The 18167-nt window shown below is 69.1% G+C and carries 16 protein-coding genes; 12 read left to right on the forward strand and 4 right to left on the reverse strand.

Annotation, left to right across the window (positions count from 1 at the left end):
• The 4 genes from FPZ12_RS10835 to FPZ12_RS10850 form a co-directional block, all read left to right on the forward strand.
• A partial coding sequence (locus tag FPZ12_RS10835) for an enoyl-CoA hydratase/isomerase family protein (protein ID WP_150980276.1) occupies positions 1 to 601 on the forward strand: 601 nt, incomplete at its 5' end.
• Positions 602 to 613: 12 nt separating this feature from the next.
• Positions 614 to 1624: an SRPBCC family protein gene (locus FPZ12_RS10840; RefSeq protein WP_144747847.1), complete on the forward strand. Its 1011-nt coding sequence runs from the start codon at positions 614 to 616 to the stop codon at positions 1622 to 1624.
• Complete coding sequence (locus FPZ12_RS10845) at positions 1621 to 3261, forward strand: AMP-binding protein (RefSeq protein ID WP_144747848.1); 1641 nt, start codon at positions 1621 to 1623, stop codon at positions 3259 to 3261. Before FPZ12_RS10840 ends, FPZ12_RS10845 begins: the two co-directional genes overlap by 4 nt.
• Before the next feature lie 67 nt (positions 3262 to 3328).
• Positions 3329 to 4822 (forward strand): alpha/beta hydrolase, encoded by a 1494-nt coding sequence (locus FPZ12_RS10850; protein ID WP_144747849.1) that lies wholly within the window; start codon positions 3329 to 3331, stop codon positions 4820 to 4822.
• Between the two features lie 3 nt (positions 4823 to 4825).
• Here FPZ12_RS10850 and FPZ12_RS10855 read toward each other — a convergent pair whose 3' ends face one another.
• Positions 4826 to 5425 carry a TetR/AcrR family transcriptional regulator gene (locus FPZ12_RS10855; RefSeq protein WP_166462681.1) on the reverse strand — a complete coding sequence of 200 codons (600 nt, stop codon included), beginning with the start codon at positions 5423 to 5425 and terminating at the stop codon, positions 4826 to 4828.
• A gap of 197 nt (positions 5426 to 5622) precedes the next feature.
• Between FPZ12_RS10855 and FPZ12_RS10860 the strand changes: the two genes are divergently transcribed.
• From FPZ12_RS10860 to FPZ12_RS10870, 3 genes are read left to right on the forward strand one after another with little or no spacing between them, the layout of a single operon-like run.
• The gene (locus tag FPZ12_RS10860) at positions 5623 to 7809 is read left to right on the forward strand and encodes a molybdopterin-containing oxidoreductase family protein (protein WP_144747851.1); all 2187 of its coding nucleotides are present in this window, start codon (positions 5623 to 5625) and stop codon (positions 7807 to 7809) included.
• A gap of 51 nt (positions 7810 to 7860) precedes the next feature.
• Entirely contained in the window at positions 7861 to 9390 is a 1530-nt protein-coding gene (locus tag FPZ12_RS10865) for a class I adenylate-forming enzyme family protein (RefSeq protein ID WP_144747852.1), read from the forward strand.
• Positions 9391 to 9415: 25 nt separating this feature from the next.
• Positions 9416 to 10153 carry a cysteine hydrolase family protein gene (locus tag FPZ12_RS10870; protein ID WP_144747853.1) on the forward strand — a complete coding sequence of 246 codons (738 nt, stop codon included), beginning with the start codon at positions 9416 to 9418 and terminating at the stop codon, positions 10151 to 10153.
• A 454-nt stretch (positions 10154 to 10607) separates the two neighbouring features.
• Here FPZ12_RS10870 and FPZ12_RS10875 read toward each other — a convergent pair whose 3' ends face one another.
• Both FPZ12_RS10875 and FPZ12_RS10880 read right to left on the reverse strand, forming a co-directional pair.
• Positions 10608 to 11429, reverse strand: coding sequence for an alpha/beta fold hydrolase (locus tag FPZ12_RS10875; protein WP_144747854.1), 822 nt, complete (start codon positions 11427 to 11429; stop codon positions 10608 to 10610).
• Positions 11430 to 11514: 85 nt separating this feature from the next.
• Entirely contained in the window at positions 11515 to 12159 is a 645-nt protein-coding gene (locus FPZ12_RS10880) for a histidine phosphatase family protein (protein ID WP_144747855.1), read from the reverse strand.
• A 120-nt stretch (positions 12160 to 12279) separates the two neighbouring features.
• Between FPZ12_RS10880 and FPZ12_RS10885 the strand changes: the two genes are divergently transcribed.
• Complete coding sequence (locus tag FPZ12_RS10885) at positions 12280 to 12888, forward strand: dihydrofolate reductase family protein (RefSeq protein ID WP_144747856.1); 609 nt, start codon at positions 12280 to 12282, stop codon at positions 12886 to 12888.
• Positions 12889 to 13077: 189 nt separating this feature from the next.
• On the opposite strand, the gene FPZ12_RS10890 is transcribed toward FPZ12_RS10885, so the two are convergent.
• On the reverse strand, positions 13078 to 13890 hold the full coding sequence (locus FPZ12_RS10890; protein ID WP_144747857.1) for an IclR family transcriptional regulator: 813 nt from the start codon (positions 13888 to 13890) through the stop codon (positions 13078 to 13080).
• A gap of 153 nt (positions 13891 to 14043) precedes the next feature.
• Between FPZ12_RS10890 and FPZ12_RS10895 the strand changes: the two genes are divergently transcribed.
• From FPZ12_RS10895 to FPZ12_RS10910, 4 genes are read left to right on the forward strand one after another with little or no spacing between them, the layout of a single operon-like run.
• Positions 14044 to 14550, forward strand: coding sequence for a MaoC/PaaZ C-terminal domain-containing protein (locus tag FPZ12_RS10895; protein ID WP_166462682.1), 507 nt, complete (start codon positions 14044 to 14046; stop codon positions 14548 to 14550).
• Positions 14547 to 15302 (forward strand): SDR family NAD(P)-dependent oxidoreductase, encoded by a 756-nt coding sequence (locus FPZ12_RS10900; RefSeq protein ID WP_144747858.1) that lies wholly within the window; start codon positions 14547 to 14549, stop codon positions 15300 to 15302. The genes FPZ12_RS10895 and FPZ12_RS10900 overlap by 4 nt, the downstream gene beginning before the upstream one ends.
• Entirely contained in the window at positions 15299 to 16912 is a 1614-nt protein-coding gene (locus FPZ12_RS10905; RefSeq protein ID WP_144747859.1) for an acyl CoA:acetate/3-ketoacid CoA transferase, read from the forward strand. The genes FPZ12_RS10900 and FPZ12_RS10905 overlap by 4 nt, the downstream gene beginning before the upstream one ends.
• Positions 16909 to 18165, forward strand: a complete 1257-nt coding sequence (locus FPZ12_RS10910) for a CaiB/BaiF CoA transferase family protein (RefSeq protein WP_144747860.1) — start codon at positions 16909 to 16911, stop codon at positions 18163 to 18165. The genes FPZ12_RS10905 and FPZ12_RS10910 overlap by 4 nt, the downstream gene beginning before the upstream one ends.
• Positions 18166 to 18167 lie beyond the last annotated feature (2 nt).

Genomic DNA, 18167 nt, shown 5'->3' on the forward strand with positions numbered 1-18167 from the left:
CGGCGCGGGCGGGCGGGCTTTGTCCGCGGGATGGGACATCCACGAGATGACGTCTCTAGGCACCGAGGAGAATCTGGCGCTCACCACCGAGCGTGAGGAATGGTTGTGGCGGTGGTACGCCCACCCGCTGCCGACCGTCGCGGCGGTACAGGGCATCGCGTACGGCGTCGGTTCCTATCTGGCCGTCTGCGCCGATCTGCGCGTCGGCGGCCCGGCGACGAAGCTCAAGGTCACCGGGATGTCCTACGGCTACGCCGCACTGACGTGGGCGCTGCCGGACCTGATCGGAACCTCGCGGGCCAAGGACATGCTGTTCACCGGCCAGGCCGTGGACGGTGCGCGAGCGGCGGAGATCGGGCTGCTGAACCGTTACGTCGGCGACGACGAGGTCCGGTCCCAGGCGATCGCGCTGGCCGCCGAGGTGGCCGCGTTGCCGGGTAACGCCGTCCGTGACGCCAAACGCCTGATGCGTGAGGCGCCCGGCAGGCCCGCGCGCATCCGTTACGACACCGAAAACGTCCTTTCCCGGGAAGGACTGCGCACGCAGGGGGCAGCGGAACTCATGCGCCCCTTCACCGAACGGAAATCCCGCGCCGACTGAAGGAGTGCACCGATGCACCAGGACACCAAGGTGAGGATGCGCGAGCTGTTGCTCGGCTTCATTGACACGCGGACGACGGATTATGCGGATGAGCCGATGTGGGTGGATGCGGCTCGTTACTATGATCCGGATTATGTGCGGGTGGAGTTCGAGACGGTGTTCACCGCGCATCCGCGGATCGCGGCGCACGGGGATCAGCTGCGGAAACCCGGCGACAGCGTGACGACGACGGCGGGCTCGACCGGGGTGACGGTGACCCGTACCGGGTCCGGTGGCCTGGAGGCGGTCGATGCCGCTGGGGATCGTTATCCCGCAGCGGATTACGCGGGTTTGGTGTGGGTGTTCCCGCGGCCGGGTGCGGAATTGGATATGGCGGCGTGGTTCGGTCCGGAGCTGGACCGGGATATCCGTCATTGTGGTGTGGGCAGCGCGGTGTTGTACCGGCATGAGGTGTTCCGGTTGGACATGAACTGGAAGACGGTGATGGACGGGTTCACCGACGCCTATCATCTGCAGTTCGTGCATCCGACCACGGTGGGCCCGTTCTTTCACACGAACATCTATAAGTGTGATCGGTTCGGGAAGAACTGGCGGATGGTGGTGGCGCGTAAGGGGCTGGAGGAGTTCCGGGACGCGGAGTTCGATTACGAGGCGTTCACGAAGTACGCGATCGCGAGTTTCACGAGCTATCCGGGTTCGATCATCGCGTTGGCGCCGGCGCATTTCGAGATCTGGAACGTCCGGCCGGATGAGACCGATCCGGCGCGCAGTGTGGTGGATTTGTGGTTCCTGGTGCCGGAGTTGCCGGTGACGGAGAAGGCGCGCCGGTTCCGGGAGAAGAACTGGGAGATCGTGCTGCGGGCGGTGCGTGACGAGGACTGGGTGGTGGCGAAGTCGGTGTCGGACAGTCTGCCGCGGGGTGGTGTGCCCGCGTTGGTGCTGGGCCGGAATGAGAAGGCCACGCAGCTTCTGCACGGATCGATCGCCCGTGACGTGCCCTGGACCTGGGACCGGGCGCGATGACCGCCGGGGTACGGGGTCTCGAACCCCCGCTGAGCCCGCCGCTGCCCGTGCTGGTCGCCCGGCGCGCGGCCGCCGATCCAGGCGGCAGGCTGATCGACTGCGCCGACGGCTCTCCCGGCTACACCAACGGGGCCTTCCACTCCGAGGTGCTCCGGTTCGCCGCGGGGTTGCGACGCCTCGGCGTCCAAGCGGGGGACCGGGTCGCGGTGATGCTCGACGCGACCCCGCTCGCGCACGTCTGCTGGCTGGGCACGGCGTGGCTCAAGGCGTGGGAAGTGCCCATCAACACCGAGTTCCGCGGGCGGTCTCTCGAACACGCGTTGTCCGACGCCGGTGCGGTGGTGTTGGTGACCACGAACGCGCTGGCGGAACGGATTCCCGCGATCCGCGCCTCGCTGCCCGCGCTCAGGCAGCTCGTGACGGTGGACGAGGAGACGCCGGACGTCGGCGTCCCGGCGGTGACCATGGCCGAGCTGCTGTCCGGCCCCGAACTGCCCACGGACGACCCGCCGCGGGAGCGGGACGCCTACGCGGTGATCTACACGTCCGGCACGACGGGGCCGTCGAAGGGTGTGGTGATGCCCTGGGCGAACCTGCACAGCGGGGCGATGCAGATGTTCCCCGGGGACACCGAAGAAGACGGATTCCGCTACGACGACGGCGCGTGTTACTCGCCATGGCCGACCTACCATTCGGCGGGGAAGGTCATGCTGACCTACGCCGTCATCCGGGGGCTGCGGCTGGTCATGCGGCCCCGGTTCAGCGTCAGCGGGTTCTGGTCCGACGTGCGGCGGTTCAACTGCACGCACGTCCACATGCTCGGCTTCGCGCCGGTGCTGGCGAATGTCCCCGAGCAGCCCGACGACGCCGACAACCCGCTGGTGCGGGCGCTGGTCATGCCGGTGCCTGCCGAGCACGAGGCGATCGCCAAACGGTTCGGGCTGCGCCTTTCGACCGGGTGGGGCATGACCGAGATCGGTTTCCCGATGGCGGCCGCCGATCCGGACGTGCCCGGCAGCTGCGGGCGGATCAACCCGATGTACGAGGCGCGCGTCGTGGACGCCGACGACTTCGAGCTCCCGGTGGGGGAGGCCGGCGAACTGATCATCAGGTCGCACCTGCCCTGGCTGATGATGGACTCCTACCTCGGCCGGTGGGAGGCCACGGCGAGGGCGTGGCGCAACGGCTGGTTCCACACCGGGGACATGCTGCGGCGCGACGAGGACGGCAACTGGTTTTTCGTCGACCGGATCGCGGACTACCTGCGGACCAGGGGACAGAACGTGTCTTCCCTGGAGGTCGAGGCCGAGGTGCGGGCCCATCCCGCGGTCGAGGACTGCGCGTGCGTCGCGGTCGCGTCCGAACTGGCCACATTGGACGGACGCCCGCGCGGGGCACTGGCCTCGGACGACGACATCAAGGTGGTCGTCGTTCCCGTCGAGGGTGCCGGGTTCGAACCGGCCGAGCTGATCGGGTTCCTCGCGCCGCGGATGCCGCGGTACATGGTGCCCCGGTACGTCGAGATCGCCGCCGAGCTCCCGCGCACGCCGACGGGCAAGATCCGCAAAGCGGCACTGCGGGGCCGGACCGAGGGCGCCTGGGATCGGGTCGCCGCCGGGATCGTGCTCGAGCGGTGATCCGTATTGACCCGCTCAATCTAAAGACGTAAGGTTTGCGCGCATCGCCTCGGCGGGGAGGAAAACGATGGGCGAGAACCGCGGCTTGTGTTTCGTACTGGTCTTCCTCGGCGTGGTGGCACTCTGCGCGGGATCCGCGTCCGCCGATCCCGTCAACGAGGCGCGCATGCTGGAGCGCTCCGTCCACTATGGAACTCCACAGTTCCAGGAGCAGGTGCTGCGCGCGGGTCTGACGGCCGCGGCGGAACGTGCCCGCGTCCTGCGAGCCGATCCTGGGAGGCATCCCGATCCCGATGCCTGCACCGTGGCCGTCGCGTGCGTCGGGGATCCGCGGCTGAGTGACGGGAACCAGATCTCCGCTCCGGTGGCCTTCACGGCGCGGAGTGGGGCCACGTTGTCGGGACATGTCTGGGCGAGCAGGTCCGGGCCGTCGAAACGGCCGTTGGTCGTCATCGTGAACGGTTCGATCGTGGGTTTCGAGCAGAGCTACTGGCCGCAGGCGCAGGTGCTGGCGAAATCCGGCTACGTCGTGCTGACCTTCGATGCGCAGGGCGAAGGCCTGTCCGACCAGTTCGGCGAGCGGCCCGATCAGTCCGAGGGCGCGGGCGGCGGGACGCCTGGGCTGCCGGACAATGGTTCGCCGTTCTACGACGGCGCGGAAGACGCCCTCGACTTCGCGTTGTCCACCCCGTCGGATCCCTACAGCCCGGTGCCGAGCCGAAGTTCGCACACCAGCCACGCCGAGAAGCAGCGCACGCGAGCCGCCGCGGGATTCGATGCGGCCTACAACCCGTTGTGGGCCTTGGTGAACCCGGCCGAGGTCGGGCTCGCCGGGCACTCTTACGGCGCGGTGGCAGCCAGTTACGTCGCACAGGACGACCCGAGGGTGCGGGCCGTCGTGGCCTGGGACAGTCTTTGCGTGCCGGTGCAGCCCGCGCCGGACGAGGTCACGGGCCTGTTCCTGCAGGATCAGGCGGAAATCCTGCCCGGGGTCAGTCTTCCGCTCGCGCCGCGGATCCCGCGCGACTGCTTCGGCGCGCCGGGCGGGCAGGCTCCGCGGCTGACAAAACCCGCGCTCGGCATCAGCGCCGACTACGTGCTGCCCGGATTTCCGCGGGACCCTGATCCCGAAGGCAAGTCCACCGCGTCACAGGCGTATTCGGCCGCCGGCGTCGACACCGGCCAGCTCATCATCCAGGGCGGTACGCACGCCGACTTCGCTTTTGACGCGTCAGTCCCGGTTCTTCCCGCCACGCTCCGCGGGCTGGACCTCGTGGCCTGGTACACCACGGCGTGGTTCGACAAGTACCTGACCCACGACCCGTCCGCCGACGACCGGCTGCGCACCCGGCGCTGGCAGGCCGACCAGGCCACCGCCGCCGCCGACCCGGTGCACGACGGCAACGCCTTCTCGAACCTCTACCGGTCCAGGATGGACATCCACCTCGCCGACGGAGCGCGCTGGACCTGCGAGGGGCTTCGTGCGGGTTGCTCGGGTATGTCCGCTGAAGACGGGCGCCCTGCCGACTACTCGTACCTCGCCGTCGCCACCGGCCCGTGAGACCTACTTCTGGAAGGCGGGCGCGAGAAAGCCGCGCAGCATCTTCTTCTTGTAGGTGGTCGAGAGGTCGTCGTAGTCGGCCCAGAGCAGCATCATGTAGTTGATCGACGTGAGCCAGCGGTAGGCCATTTGCTCGTCGAAACCGGCCGGGAGCAGGCCCTGATCGAGCGCGGATTTCAGGGTGGGCGACCAGACCGCGGCGGCGAAGTCCGTCGACTGGCCGTGTTCCGTCATGAGCTCACTGCTGAACGACGCGCGGTCGGAGCGCAGGAGCTCGCGGATGAACTCGTCCGAACGGCCGATGTCGACGAGGAAAAGCGTTCCGGTGACCAGTTTTTCCGTCAGCGTGGTGTGCTTGGCGATGACGCGATGTACTTTCGTCACCAGGTTCGCGGCGCGCCGCTCGACGATGTCCCGCAGCAGCTTCTCGCGGTCGCCGAGGTACCGGTAGAGCGTGGGGCGGGAAACGCCCGCCGTCACGGCGATCTCGTCCATCGTCACCCGGCTGACGCCGTAGCGCTCGAAGCAGGCCTCGGCCGTCTTGAGCAGCGACTCGGCGGCCGCGCCGGGATCGCTGGGCAGCGCGTTGCGTCGACCGGGCACGGCCCCTCCTGGTTCCAGCGTGCGTTCAAGGCCCTCGCTTAACAGCATACAAGATGTGTCCGGGGTGTGATCCGGGTGGGTGACCGGAGTGGTCACGTGTCCGTGACGAATACGGTCATGTACACATTTATCTTACGTCAATAGGCTGTGGGTTCGCGGCGACGACGAAGTTCCGTGAACGCGAAAGGCGGCATCCGATGGCGAATTCCGGCGGTGGGACGGACCGCACCGTGCACACGGCCTGCCGATACTGCTGCGGGTCCTGCGGGATGATCGCGTCCGTCGGCGGCGACGGCAGGCTGACCTCGCTCGTCGCGGACAAGGAACACCCGCTCACGCACGGCTTTTCGTGCGCGCGTGGCCTGCAGTCGGCCGAGGCGATGTACCACCCCGGCCGCATCCTGCGCCCGCTCAAGCGCACTCCCGGCGGTTTCGTGGAAATCGGGCTCGAGCAGGCGCTCGACGAAATCGCCGCCCGCCTTCGTGGAATTCTCGCCGAAAGCGGCGGCGAGAGCGTCGGCGTCTTCAAGGGAACGCAGACCTGGAAGAACGTCACCGCGCATCACACCCTGCTGGCCTGGCCGGCGGCGATCGGCTCGACGCGGGTGTTCACCACCATCACGATCGACCAGTCCGCGAAGCAGGTCACCATGCGGCGGATGGGGTACTGGAACGCCGGCAAGCACCGGCTCGGGGACTCCGGGGTGCACCTGATCGCCGGGGGCAACCCGTTCGTCTCAGTTGCGGCGGGCCAGCTGACCTACGATCCGGTCAAACGGCTCAAGGCGGCGCTCAAACGTGGCATGAAGCTGATCGTGATCGACCCCAGGCGGACCGAGACGGCCCGCCAGGCCGATCTTTTCCTGCAGGTCAAACCGGGGGAGGATCCGGCGCTGCTGGCCGGGATCCTCCGCGTCGTGCTGGACCGGGGCTGGAACGACGGCGGGTTCTGCGACGAGTACGTCGGCGCGTCCCGGATGGCGGCGCTACGGGCGGCGGTGGAGCCCTTCACGCTCGGCAGGGTCGCCGCGCGCACCGGAGTGGACGCCGGGCTGATCGAGCGGGCGGCGCGGATGTTCGCGGCCGAAGCGACGCGCGGTGTCGCGGCGGCCGGGACCGGCCCTTCGATGTCGCCGCGCTCGAACCTCGCCGATCACCTCGTCGAGTGCCTGAATGTGGTGTGTGGCCGCTATTTGCGCGCGGGCGAGCGGGTGTCCAACCCCGGTGTGCAGAACCCGTGGCGGGAGTTCCGGGCCGAGGTGGTGCCCGCGGACCGCGAATGGGAGCGTGGCCCGAAAACCTCGACAGGGCACGGTTCCCTGTTCGGCGAGCTGATGAGCGGGGTGCTGGCCGATGAAATCCTGCGGACCGACGAAGGCAGGCTCCGTGCGCTGTTCGTGAACGGCGGCAACCCGGCCGTCGCCCTGCCCGACCAGCGCAAGGCGGTGGACGCGTTGAAAGCGCTGGATCTGCTCGTCGCCGTCGAGCCGTTCATGACCCCGACGGCCCAGTTGTGCGACTACATCCTGCCGCCGACGTTGCAGTTCGAGCGGCCGGACACCTCCGCGTCGCCGCATTACGAACCCTTGCTGGAAGTGCCGTTCGCCCAGTACGTGCCGCGCGTGGTGGACCCGCCGCCCGGTTCGGAGGTGGTCGACGACTGGTACGTCTACTGGTCGCTCGCCCGGCGCCTTGGCATCACGCTGACGGTGGCCGGTGTGGAGCTGGACAGTGCGAATCCGCCGACGACCGAACAGTTGCTGGCGTCGATCCTGCGCGATTCCCAGGTGCCGCTGGAGGAAATCGCCCGGTATCCCGGTGGGCGGGTGTTCGACGTCGAACCGGCGGTGGTGCTCCCGCGCCGCCCGGAATCGGCCGCGTGCTTCGACGTGATGCCCGCCGATATCGCCGCGGAAGTGGCCGAGGTGGCGGCGGAGGATCAGGCCGGCGAAGAGCGGTTCCCGCTGCGGCTGGTCGTGCGCCGGCTCCGCGGGATGATGAACTCGCTCGGGATCGTCCAGCCCGGCGTGCGCCGGCGGCATCCCTACAACGCCGCGTACCTCAACCCCGCCGATCTGGCCGCGCTCGGCCTCGCCGACGGGGCCGAGATCGAGATCGAGGCCGACAACGGCGGGCGGATCCCGGCGATCGCGGAAGCCGAGGACGGGGTGCGCCGCGGGTGCGTGTCGATGAGCCATTGCTGGGGCGGGCTGCCCGAGGATGCCCTGCCGTACCGGGAGATGGGCGCGTCGACGAACGTCCTCGTGCGGACCGACGCCGTGGTGGAGACGATCAACGCCATGCCCCGGCTGTCCTCGATCCCGGTCCGGATCCGGGCCCGCGCGAAGGAAGAACCCTTGGAAAACGGTCGGACCGTCAGCTAAGGTCATAGAACAAAATTCGTTCTTTGTATCAAAGCTGATGCGGGAGAGTCGATGGCGACCCTGGCGGAGCTGGTCGGATACTGGGCGCGCTGGCAGCCCGGCGCGACCGCGTGGATGAGAAACGGGGAGCGGGTCAGCTGGGCCCAGGCCGAACGGAACACCGGCCGCGTGGCCGCGGCGTTGCACGAGGCGGGTGTCCTGCCCGGCGACCGGATCGGCATTCTGGGCGCGAATTCGCTGGCGTGGTGCGAAATCGCGCTGGCGACGCTGCGCGCGGGCTGCGCCGTGGTCCCGCTGAACGTGCGTGCCACGCCGAGTGAACTCGCCTACATGATCGACACCGTCGGCTGCCGGGCGATCGCCGTCGACGGAAAGCACTCGGCCCGGCTGGACGCGGTGACCGCCGACCGGCCGGGAATCCTGCGGATCGGGCTGGATGCCGACGCGTCGGCGTCCACCACGCTGGACGCGCTCCGGGCCCGCGAGCCGTCCGCGGTGCGGCCCGCCGCGTCCGTCGGGCCGGACACGCCTGCCGTCATCGCGTTCACGTCGGGCACGACCGGACATCCCAAGGGCGCCACGCTCACGCACGCCAACATCGCCGCGACCGTCGACACGTACACGCGCTGGGAGAACTGGGGAACCCACACGAAATCCCTGTTGTTCGCCCCGCTGGCGTTCACCGGCGGCGTCGTCAACGCGCTGCTCGGGCTCTACGGCGTGGGCGGCACCCTGATCCTCGAAGACTTCCACCCGGCGCGGGCGCTGGAGCAGATCGTCGCCGCGCCGGTCACCGCGATGACCGGCGTGCCGATCACCTACGAGTCGATCGTCGCGCTGCCCGAGTTCGCCGAGGCCGACCTGTCCGCGCTCACGACCGCCATCACCGGCGGCTCGGTGGTGACCGAAAAGTTGCTGAAAGCCTACGCGGACAAGGGAGTTCAGCTGCGGGAGGCGTACGGGCTCACCGAGGCCTGCGGTGGCTCCACCCTGGTCCCGCGCGAACACTTCCGGACCAAGTCCGGCACGGCGGGCATCCCCGGCGTGCACTGCAGGCTCCGCATCGTCGACGGAGAGGGCGCCACGCTGCCCACTGGTTCCGTGGGCGAGATCGCGGTCCAGGGGCCGCAGGTGATGTCCGGCTACTGGGGCGACCCGGTCGCCACGGCCGGGGCGATCCGGGACGGCTGGCTGCACACCGGCGACCTGGGCCGGCTGGACGACGACGGTTTCCTGTCCATTGTGGACCGGAAGAAGGACATGATCATCTCCGGCGGGATCAACGTGTACCCCGCCGAGATCGAGCGCGTGGTCGCCTCGTTCCCCGGGGTGGAGGAGACCGTGGCTGTCGGCGTCGCGCACGAGCGGTGGGGCGAGACGGTGGCGGTGGTCGTCGGCGGTGAGGTCGACCTCGACGAGCTGTACGCCTACGCCCGCGAGCATCTGGCCGACTACAAGCTCCCGCGTTACCTGCACCGGGCGACGGAACCGTTGCCGCGCAGCATGTCCGGGAAACTGCTGCGGCGCGTCGTCCGCGCCGGGTTCGACGTGGACGAGGCCGTCCGGACCCCTTCCGCGTGAACGGAAACCCGTAAAGGAGACCTCGATGACCGTCGACGAAGCGAACATCTCCGCCGAAGTGCTGCCGGGTGATGTCACCGGGCGCTGGTTCAACTCCGCCGCGTTCGACGTGAACGATCCCTGGAAGGGGCTGAACCCGGCGCGGGCGGCCTTCGTCCTCGTCGACCTCATCAACTGGCAGGCCCATCCGGACGGCACGAGCCTGCAGCTGCTCCGGAAGGGCGGTTCGGTACCGCAGGCCGACTTCGTCACGAAACGCTGTGAAACGGTGCTGCTGCCGACGCTGAAATCGCTCCTGCCGGTGGCGAGGTCCTGTGGGATGCACGTGCTGCACGCCCGCCTGATCAGCCGTGCGCCCGACTACCGCGACGCGGTCCCCGCGTTCCAGGGTTACCTGCGTGCCGCCGAAGCGCGGGACGGTTCGTGGGCGGGGCAGGTACTCGACGGGCTGGAAGCGCCGGGAGACATCTCGGTCGCCAAAAGGGGATCCGGCGCGTTCACGGGTTCGGAGCTCGACACGATCCTGCGCAACCTCGACATCGACACCGTGTTCTACGCCGGCGTTGTCACCAATGCGTGCGTGCTGCTCAGTGTCGCGAGCGGATTCGACCTTGGCTACCGGCAATACCTGGTCACGGACTGCACGGCGGCCCTGAGCGAGCGCGACCAGGAAGACGCCGAGCGCTTCATCGGCGCCTACCTGGCGCAGCTCGTCACAGCCGAAGACACGACGGCGGCACTGAAGCGGGTGGCCGCGTCATAGGAAGGTCGGATCGGCGCCGAAAACCGCTGCCCGGTGACGCTACTGGCCCGCGCTGTCGCAGAGCCGTGAAGATCTCGCGTGTCGCACGAAGGGTCACGGGGCTCCTGACGGCATGACTCCACCCCGTCGCGTGCGGGCAGTACATCAAGAGCAGTGGTGCCCGATCTCGTGCACCCCGCGAGCAGGTGGTTGTCGTTGGCCGACATCATGAAACCGGGCGAATCCAGCGAGCCCGCGGACTCCCCGTCCTGGCCGCCCTCGGTGCACTTGCCCATGTCCCCGCCGGGGACGATGTGGTTTTCCGGCAGCGGACCGTCGTTGCCGAACGCGACCACCTCGGGCGAGGCCTGCCGCGCGAGACGAAAGCGAGTGCGTCCAAAGTGGACTGATCGAGCCACTGCACGTCGTCGGCGAGGAGCGGCAGGCGCCGCCCGGGCACGCGGTGAGCAACTGACTAGCTCCGGAGGAAGTCGAGCAGGTCGCGGTCGAACTGCTGCTGGTACTCACCGTGGATTCCGTGTGACGCGCCGGGATAGACCCGCAGCGTGCCGTATTTGACCAGTTCCGCCGTTTTCGCGGCGGAGTCGTGGATCGGCACGATCTGGTCGTCGTCGCCGTGCGCGATGAGGATCGGCACGTCCAGCGCCTTCAGGTCCTCGGTGAAGTCCGTTTCCGAGAACGCCTTGACGCAGTCGTAGGCCGACGCCAGCCCGGCATTCATGCCCTGCCGCCAGAAATCGTCGATCAGTCCCTGGGAAACGGCGGCCCCGTCCCGGTTGAACCCGTAGAAGGGCACCGCCAGGTCCTTCCAGTACTGCGAGCGGTCGCCGAGCACGCTGTCCCGGATGCCGTCGAACGCGGACAGCGGGGTGCCGTCGGGGTTCTTGTCCGACTGCACCATCACCGGCGGGACCGCGCCGGCCGTGACCACTTTGCGCACCTTGCCCGCTCCATGGCGTACCGCGTAGCGGACCGCTTCACCGCCACCGGTGGAGTGGCCGACCACCACGACCTCCGACAGCCCCAGCCCGTCGACGAGCGCCGAGAGGTCGGCGGCGTAGGTGTCCATGTCGTTGCCCGCCCAGGTCTGCTCCGAGCGGCCGTGCCCGCGTCTGTCGTGCGCGATGGCGCGGAACCCGTTGTCCGCGAGCAGTTTCAGCTCGACGTCCCAGGCGTCCGAGCTGAGCGGCCAGCCGTGGCTGAACACCACGGCCGGGCCGCTTCCCCAATCCTTGTAGAAGAGCCGTGCACCGTCGGAACCTTCGAAATATGGCATGAGGAAAGTGTCGGCGCCGGGGAGCCGCACCGCCATAGGCCGAATGACCACACCATGCCGCGACTGGATGTCCGGGTCGGTGAGTTCAGCCGTTTCCCGGGCCGACCGTCTCGCCCGTGGGGCCGCTCGCGCCGAAGTCGTGGCTTTCCCAGCGGAGCACGCGCCAGTCGTCGGGGTGGCCGGAGAGGGTGACGACACCGGTGTTGCCCAGCGAGTGCCGGGCGGCGAACTCCGCGTCGACGTTGCCGGCGCGCGCGGCCGCCCAGGTCCGGATCGCGGCGCCGTGGCTGATCATGGCCACCGTGTCCGCTCCGGTGCTCGCGGCCTCGGCGACTACGGCGTCGTAGCGGGCCAGCGCCTCTTCGCCGCTTTCGCCGCCGGGGATGCGGAGCGCGGTTTCGCCCTTCGCCCAGGCGAAAGCCGTGGTGAGATACGTCTCGATGGACTGTTCGTCGCCCAGCATTTCGAGATCACCGGCCGCCAGCTCGCGGATCCCGGCGCGGACGCGGACCTCGAGGCCGGTGGCCGCGGCCAGTGGCGCGGCCGTGAGCTGGGCGCGCACCAGCGTGGAGGCGTAGAGCGCGCCGATGCTCTCGCCCGCCAGCGCGGCAGGGAGCGCGGCCGCCTGCTCCTCGCCGAGCGGGGTCAGCCCTGGCCCCGGTTCGGCGGTGTCCAGGAGCGCCTTGAGATTGGACGGGGTCTGGCCATGACGGATGAGCAGCAAACGCAACGAACGGTCCTCCTCGGTACTTTCCTCCCCGACGGTACCTGCGTCACCCCGCGGGCCGACGAGTTCCGGGCCTCTTCCTGGTCTGCACTGACGAACGGACATCCGGAGAGAGGAACCACCGTGGGCAAGCTGATCGTTACCGAGTTCACGACACTGGACGGCGTGGCGCAGTCGCCGGGCGGGCCCGACGAGGACCGCGACGGCGGTTTCGGCCACGGCGGCTGGCACGCGCCGTTCCTGGACCCCGACGCGGGCAAAGCCGGGTTCGAAGCCGCCAGATCGATGGACGCGCTGTTGCTCGGCCGCCACACCTACGACGTGTTCGCCGGGTTCTGGCCGAACGGGCCCGAGGAGCTGCCGTTCACCGCCCTGCTCAACAGCGTCCCCAAGTACGTGGCGAGCCGGACACTCACCGAGCCGCTGTCCTGGCAGGGCTCGACCGTGCTGGCGCAGCCCGTCGAAGAGAGCGTCGCCGCGGTGAAGGAGCACCACGAGGAGGTGCATGTCATCGGCAGCCTCGGCCTCGTGCAGTCGCTGTTGCGCGCCGGCCTCGTCGACCGGCTGGACCTGTGGGTCGACCCCGTCGTGCTCGGCAGCGGCAAGAAGCTGTTCGGGGACGGGGTTCCGCCCGCCGCACTGCGCCTGATCGAGTCGGTCAGCTATGCCAACGGGATGCTCCACCTGGTGTACGACACCGCGGGCGAGCCTTCCTACGGGGCCATCAGCTAGCGCCACGATCCGCCGTGACCGGCGCATTACCAGAGTTGTTGATCTTGGTTTCGGGCCGTCCCGTGCTCGGCGCCGGCGGGCGTCCGGCAGGATATCGCGTGCTCTGGGCGAAGGGCCCGGAGTGGTGGGTGCCCGGGGCGGGCATGACGTGCTCGCCCCGGGCCTGCACGGCGCGGAGTCCACAGTGGACTATCCCGCGATCCCGGCCTCCTGGCGGTTGCGCAGTTCGTGCGAGAAGCCGCTCGCCAGCTGGGACAGCTCGGCCGCGGTGGCGAGCAGGCTGGGCGCCAGCTCTTCCATCCGGTCCGCGGTCAGTTTCACGCTCGGGCCGGCGATGCTGACCACGCCCGGCACGGAAGCGTGGTCCCCGACGATCAGCGGGGCGGCCATGGCCGAGATGCCTTCTTCGATGCTGTCGTGCACCTGCGCCCACCCCTTGGCGCGTGCGTTGTCGATCCGCGCCTGCACTTCGGCGAGCGTCTTGGGCGCGTTGTGGCCGATGGGGTTCCGGTCGTCCGGCGCCTGCCGCGCGACGAGGCGCAGGGCCTCGTCGTCGCTGAGCTGGGAAAGCCAGGCCAGCCCGCTGGCCGACGAGCCGAACGGGATCTCCGACCCGTGGTTCGGATCGGGCTCGTAGCGCAGTCCGGTCCGCGCGCCCTGGGCTTTGGCCACCCACAGCAACTGTTCGCCGTCCACGAGCCCGAGCCGCACGAGCTGCCCGGATTCGTTCGCCAGCTTGGCCAGCACCGGGACGGCCAGCTCGAAGATGGTGCTCGTCGCGAGGTGCCGCAGGCCCAGGCTGACGATCTTCAGCGTGAGCGCGTAGTCCCCGGACGGCACCTGCCGCACGAACCCGTCCTCGATGAGCGAGACGAGCATGCGGTGCGCGCCGCTCTTGGGCAGGTCCACCGTCTCGGCGATCCGGGTCAGCGGCAGCCCGTCCGGCGAGCCGACCAGACACTCCAGGACCGCGAGGCCCCTCGACAACGCTCCAGTCGCCATAGCTCCTGCTCTCCGCCGCACCGCCGGGGTCCGGCAAGCGTAGTGGAGCGCCCCATCGGGACGTCCCCACCCGTGTTCACCTGGTGATTGACAATCTAGCAGAATGGTGTTCCACTTTTGAAGCCCGTTCCAGTGTTGGAAGGAAGTCAGGTTATGAGCAGGGAGATTCCGCGGCAGGGACTGCTGTATGAGGACCTGTCGGTGGGGCTCTCGTTTCGCAGTCCCGGCCGGACGATCACCGACGCCGACGTGCTCGGGTTCGCGGGGCTGACGGGGGACTACTCCGAGGTGCACACGAGCGACGTGTACGCGAAGGCCAGTCAGTTCGGCCGGCGGATCGCGCACGGGATGCTGGGCCTCGCGTACGCGCACGGGCTGATGTGGCCGCGCACGGAGATGTTGCGGCACACCGCGATCGCGTTCCTCGGGATCAAGGACTGGCGGTTCGTGGCGCCGATCTTCATCGGGGACACGATCTTCGTGAACTACTCGGTCGCGGAGATGCGCGATTCGAAGTCGAAGCCGGACCAGGCGATCGTCACCTTCGACGTCGAGGTGGTCGACCAGGACGGCCGGGTCTGTCAGCAGGGCCGGAAGGTCGAGCTGCTGTCGAAGGTTCCGCTCGACGGCGTCGCCGCGAGCGACGGGACCGGCCGGTGACGGCGCGGTTCGGCGGGCGGCGCGCGCTGGTGACCGGGGGCGCCCGGGGGATCGGGCTCGCGATCGTGGAGCGGCTCGCTGCCGAAGGCGCGAGCGTCGTGGTCGCCGACATCGATGGCGCGCAGGCCGACGGCGCCGTGAAAGCGTTGCGGGACAAGGGTTTCACAGTCGACGCGGGTGTGCTCGACGTGGCTGATCCAGCCTCGTTCGCGGCGGTGGACGAGCGGCTGGATCTCGTGGTCGCGAACGCGGGGATCCAGACCTTCGCCTCCGCGAGCGAGCTGACCGTCGCCGACTGGGATCGGGTGCTGGACATCAACGCGCGCGGCACGATGCTCACGCTGCAGCTGGCCTCGCGGCTCGTGCGCGACGGCGGAGCGGTGGTCACGGTCTCCTCGATCCAGGCGTTGCTGCCGAATCCGTTGTCCGCCAACTATTCCGCGTCGAAAGCCGCCGTGCTGAGCCTGACGAAGTCGTTCGCCGCTGAGCTGGCGCCGCGCGGGATCCGCGTGAACGCGGTCGCGCCGGGGCGGATCGAGACCGGGCTGTCGGACTACGGCAGTGAAGAGGTCGGGCGCCTGACCGGTCAGCCGCCCGCCGAGGCGCTGGAGCGCAGGCTCGCGTCGAACCCGCTGGGCCGGATCGGGCGGCCGGACGAGGTCGCCGCCGCGGTGGCGTTCCTGGCCTCGGACGACGCGTCGTACATCACCGGCGAGTGCGTGAACGTGTGCGGTGGGGACGTGATGGCATGATCGCGCTCGACGCGGCGCCGTCCGGGCGCGGCCGCCCCGATCTGCACCTGACTCCCGAAGCCGCGGCGGCCCTGGTTCCCGATGGCGCCACGCTCGCGGTCGGCGGGACCGGATCCTTGTTGCAGGTGCCGGAAACCCTGCTCGCCGCGCTGGAACGGCGCTGGGAGTCCGAAGCCGGGCCACGGGATCTCGACGTGGTGCACGTGATGGGCCTCGGCGATCACGAGGGCCGCGGGGTCGACCACATCGCGATTCCCGGTCTGGTGCGCCGGTTCATCGGTTCGCATTTCGTGCTCTCGCCTCGGGAACAGGGCGTCATCGCGCGCGACGAGGTGGAGGCGATCGGCCTGCCCGCGGGCACGATTTCCTTGCTGTACCGGGAGATCGCCGCGCGCAGGCCGGGCCTGTTCACCGACATCGGGCTTGGCACGTTCGTCGACCCGCGGCAGCAGTGGGGGCGGATGAACTCCCGCACGCAGGCCGGGCTCAGCGAACTGGTCACCATCGGCGGCGAGGAATGGCTGTTCTACCCGCGGTTCGACATCGACGTCGCGTTCCTGCGCGCGACCGAGGCGGACGCCGACGGCAACATCAGCATGGACGACGAGGCCGCGATCGGGGACAACCTCGCGATCGCCCAGGCCGCGCGCAACAGCGGTGGAATCGTTGTGGTGGAAGTGAAACGCCTCGTCGAGCGCGGCGCGATCCCGGCGAGCCGGGTGCGGATCCCCGGGCCGCTGGTGGACCACGTGGTGCGCACGGACTACCCGAACCAGACCCCGGTCACCGTGGCGGATCCGCGCCGTACCGGTGTCACGCCGAACGCCGCGACCGAGGTCGAGCCGCTGCCGTTCGACCAGCGCATGGTGGTCGCCCGCCGCGCCGCGATCGAGCTGCACGAGGGTGACCTGGCGAACCTGGGTGTCGGGATGGCCAACGGGATTTCCTACGTGGCCTTGGAAGAAGGCTTCCTCGACCGCTTCACGCTCACTGTCGAGCAGGGGATCTTCGGCGGCCTGCCCGGTGTCGGGCTGGATTCCGGCACGGCGATCAATCCTTCGTCCATTGTGGACATGCCAGGCCAGTTCGACCTCTACGACGGCGGTGGGCTGGACTTCGCCGGGCTCGCGTTCGCGGAGATCGACCGCCACGGTAACGTGAACGTCGCCGCGGCCGGGGGCAAACCGATCGGGCCCGGTGGATTCATCGACATCAGCCAGAAAGCCCGGACGCTCGTCTTCTGCGGCACGCTGCGCGGCGGCGGTTTGCGTGTCCGTCTCGACGACGGGCGGCTGGAGATCGTCGAAGAGGGCCGCTACCCGAAGTTCGTGTCCGAAGTGGACCACATCAGCTTCAGCGCCGGGCGCGCGGTCGCGACGGGACAACGTGTTCTGTATGTGACCGAACGCGCGGTGTTCCAGCTGACGGCCCAAGGCGTGGAGCTGATCGAGATCGCTCCCGGTGTCGATCTGCGGCGTGATGTGCTCGATCAGATGGGGTTCGAGCCCGTGATGAACGAGCCACGGCCGATGGACCCCGCCCTGTTCCGCCCGGGGCGCGCCGGGCTCAAACCCCGCCCTCGCAACCGAGAAAGGCCGCGAAAGGTATGACCGACGCGTTCGAAGGCGTCCGCATCCTCGATTTCACCCAGCTCGAACAGGGCCCGTCGGCCACCCAGGTGCTGGCCGACTTCGGCGCCGAGGTGATCAAGATCGAACGGATCGGCCAGGGTGAGATCGGCCGCTTCCAGCCGCCGTTCCTCGACGGCGGGTACAGCCCGCACTGGTCCGCGACCAACCGCAACAAGAAGAGCCTCAGCCTCGACGTGAAATCACCGCAGGGCAAGGAAATCGTCTACGAGCTCGCGAAGGACGCGGACATCGTGGCGAGCAACTTCCGGCCCGGGGTGATGGACCGGCTCGGGTTCGGCTGGGACGAGCTGTCCAAGATCAACCCGCGGATCATCGTGGCCTACGCCTCCGGCTACGGCCTGACCGGCCCGTATACGCACCGGCGCGGGCAGGACCTCGCGGCGCAGGCGATCAGCGGGCTGATGGCGCTGACCGGCAGCCAGGAGACCGGCCCGGTGCCGACCGGCACGTTCATGATCGACTACCTCGCGTCGATGCAGTTCGCGCAGGGCATGATGATCGCGCTCGCCGCCAGGGAGAAGACCGGCCGTGGCCAGGTCGTGGATTCGAACCTGCTCAACGCCGCGATCACCAGCCATCTGCAGGAGGGCACCACCTTCCTCAACACCGGGCAGCGGTTCGACCGCCCCACGGCCGGGGTCGCGCACGCGCACAACACCGCGTTGTACGGCTATTACGAGGCCGCGGACGGGTTGTGGTTCACCCTGATCGGCGAGTTCTACGTCGACAACCAGTGGCAGCGCAGCGCCCGCGCCTGCGGGCTCCCGCGGGAGCAGGTCGACGACCCCCGGTTCCAGACGATCGAGGGCCTGCGCGAACACACCGAGGAGACGCACCGGCTGCTCGCCGACGCGATCGCGAAGTTCCCGCGCGAGGAGATCATGGCCCGGTTCGAGGCGCAGGACGTGCTCGTCGCCCCGGTGCACGAGTACGACGCGGTGTTCGAGGACCCGCAGGTGCGCCACAACGGCCTCGTGCTGGAGTCCGAAGTGGACGGTGTCGGGCCGGTGAAGTTCGTCGGCATGCCGGTGTCGCTGTCGGAAACCCCGGGACGCCTGCGCCACGTGCCGCCCACGATCGGCCAGCACAACGATGACGTCCTCGCCGCCGCCGGGCTCAGCCCCCGGCGCATCGCCGAACTGAAAGCCGCCGGCGTTGTCGGCACCGAGACCGACCGGCAGCAGGCGGGCGAACCCGCCGCCTGGTCCTGAAA

Origin of the sequence: Amycolatopsis acidicola (assembly GCF_007713735.2) — a bacterium.
In the GTDB taxonomy this organism is placed as follows: domain Bacteria; phylum Actinomycetota; class Actinomycetes; order Mycobacteriales; family Pseudonocardiaceae; genus Amycolatopsis_E; species Amycolatopsis_E acidicola.

Excerpts from the sequence above, each read along its gene's own strand:
- FPZ12_RS10840 (WP_144747847.1), top strand. The coding sequence starts at position 614 with ATGCACCAGGACACCAAGGTGAGGATGCGCGAGCTGTTGCTCGGCTTC.
- FPZ12_RS10845 (WP_144747848.1), top strand. The coding sequence starts at position 1,621 with ATGACCGCCGGGGTACGGGGTCTCGAACCCCCGCTGAGCCCGCCGCTG.
- FPZ12_RS10850 (WP_144747849.1), top strand. The coding sequence starts at position 3,329 with ATGGGCGAGAACCGCGGCTTGTGTTTCGTACTGGTCTTCCTCGGCGTG.
- FPZ12_RS10860 (WP_144747851.1), top strand. The coding sequence starts at position 5,623 with ATGGCGAATTCCGGCGGTGGGACGGACCGCACCGTGCACACGGCCTGC.
- FPZ12_RS10865 (WP_144747852.1), top strand. The coding sequence starts at position 7,861 with ATGGCGACCCTGGCGGAGCTGGTCGGATACTGGGCGCGCTGGCAGCCC.
- FPZ12_RS10870 (WP_144747853.1), top strand. The coding sequence starts at position 9,416 with ATGACCGTCGACGAAGCGAACATCTCCGCCGAAGTGCTGCCGGGTGAT.
- FPZ12_RS10875 (WP_144747854.1), bottom strand. The coding sequence starts at position 11,429 with ATGCCATATTTCGAAGGTTCCGACGGTGCACGGCTCTTCTACAAGGAT.
- FPZ12_RS10890 (WP_144747857.1), bottom strand. The coding sequence starts at position 13,890 with ATGGCGACTGGAGCGTTGTCGAGGGGCCTCGCGGTCCTGGAGTGTCTG.
- FPZ12_RS10895 (WP_166462682.1), top strand. The coding sequence starts at position 14,044 with ATGAGCAGGGAGATTCCGCGGCAGGGACTGCTGTATGAGGACCTGTCG.
- FPZ12_RS10905 (WP_144747859.1), top strand. The coding sequence starts at position 15,299 with ATGATCGCGCTCGACGCGGCGCCGTCCGGGCGCGGCCGCCCCGATCTG.
- FPZ12_RS10910 (WP_144747860.1), top strand. The coding sequence starts at position 16,909 with ATGACCGACGCGTTCGAAGGCGTCCGCATCCTCGATTTCACCCAGCTC.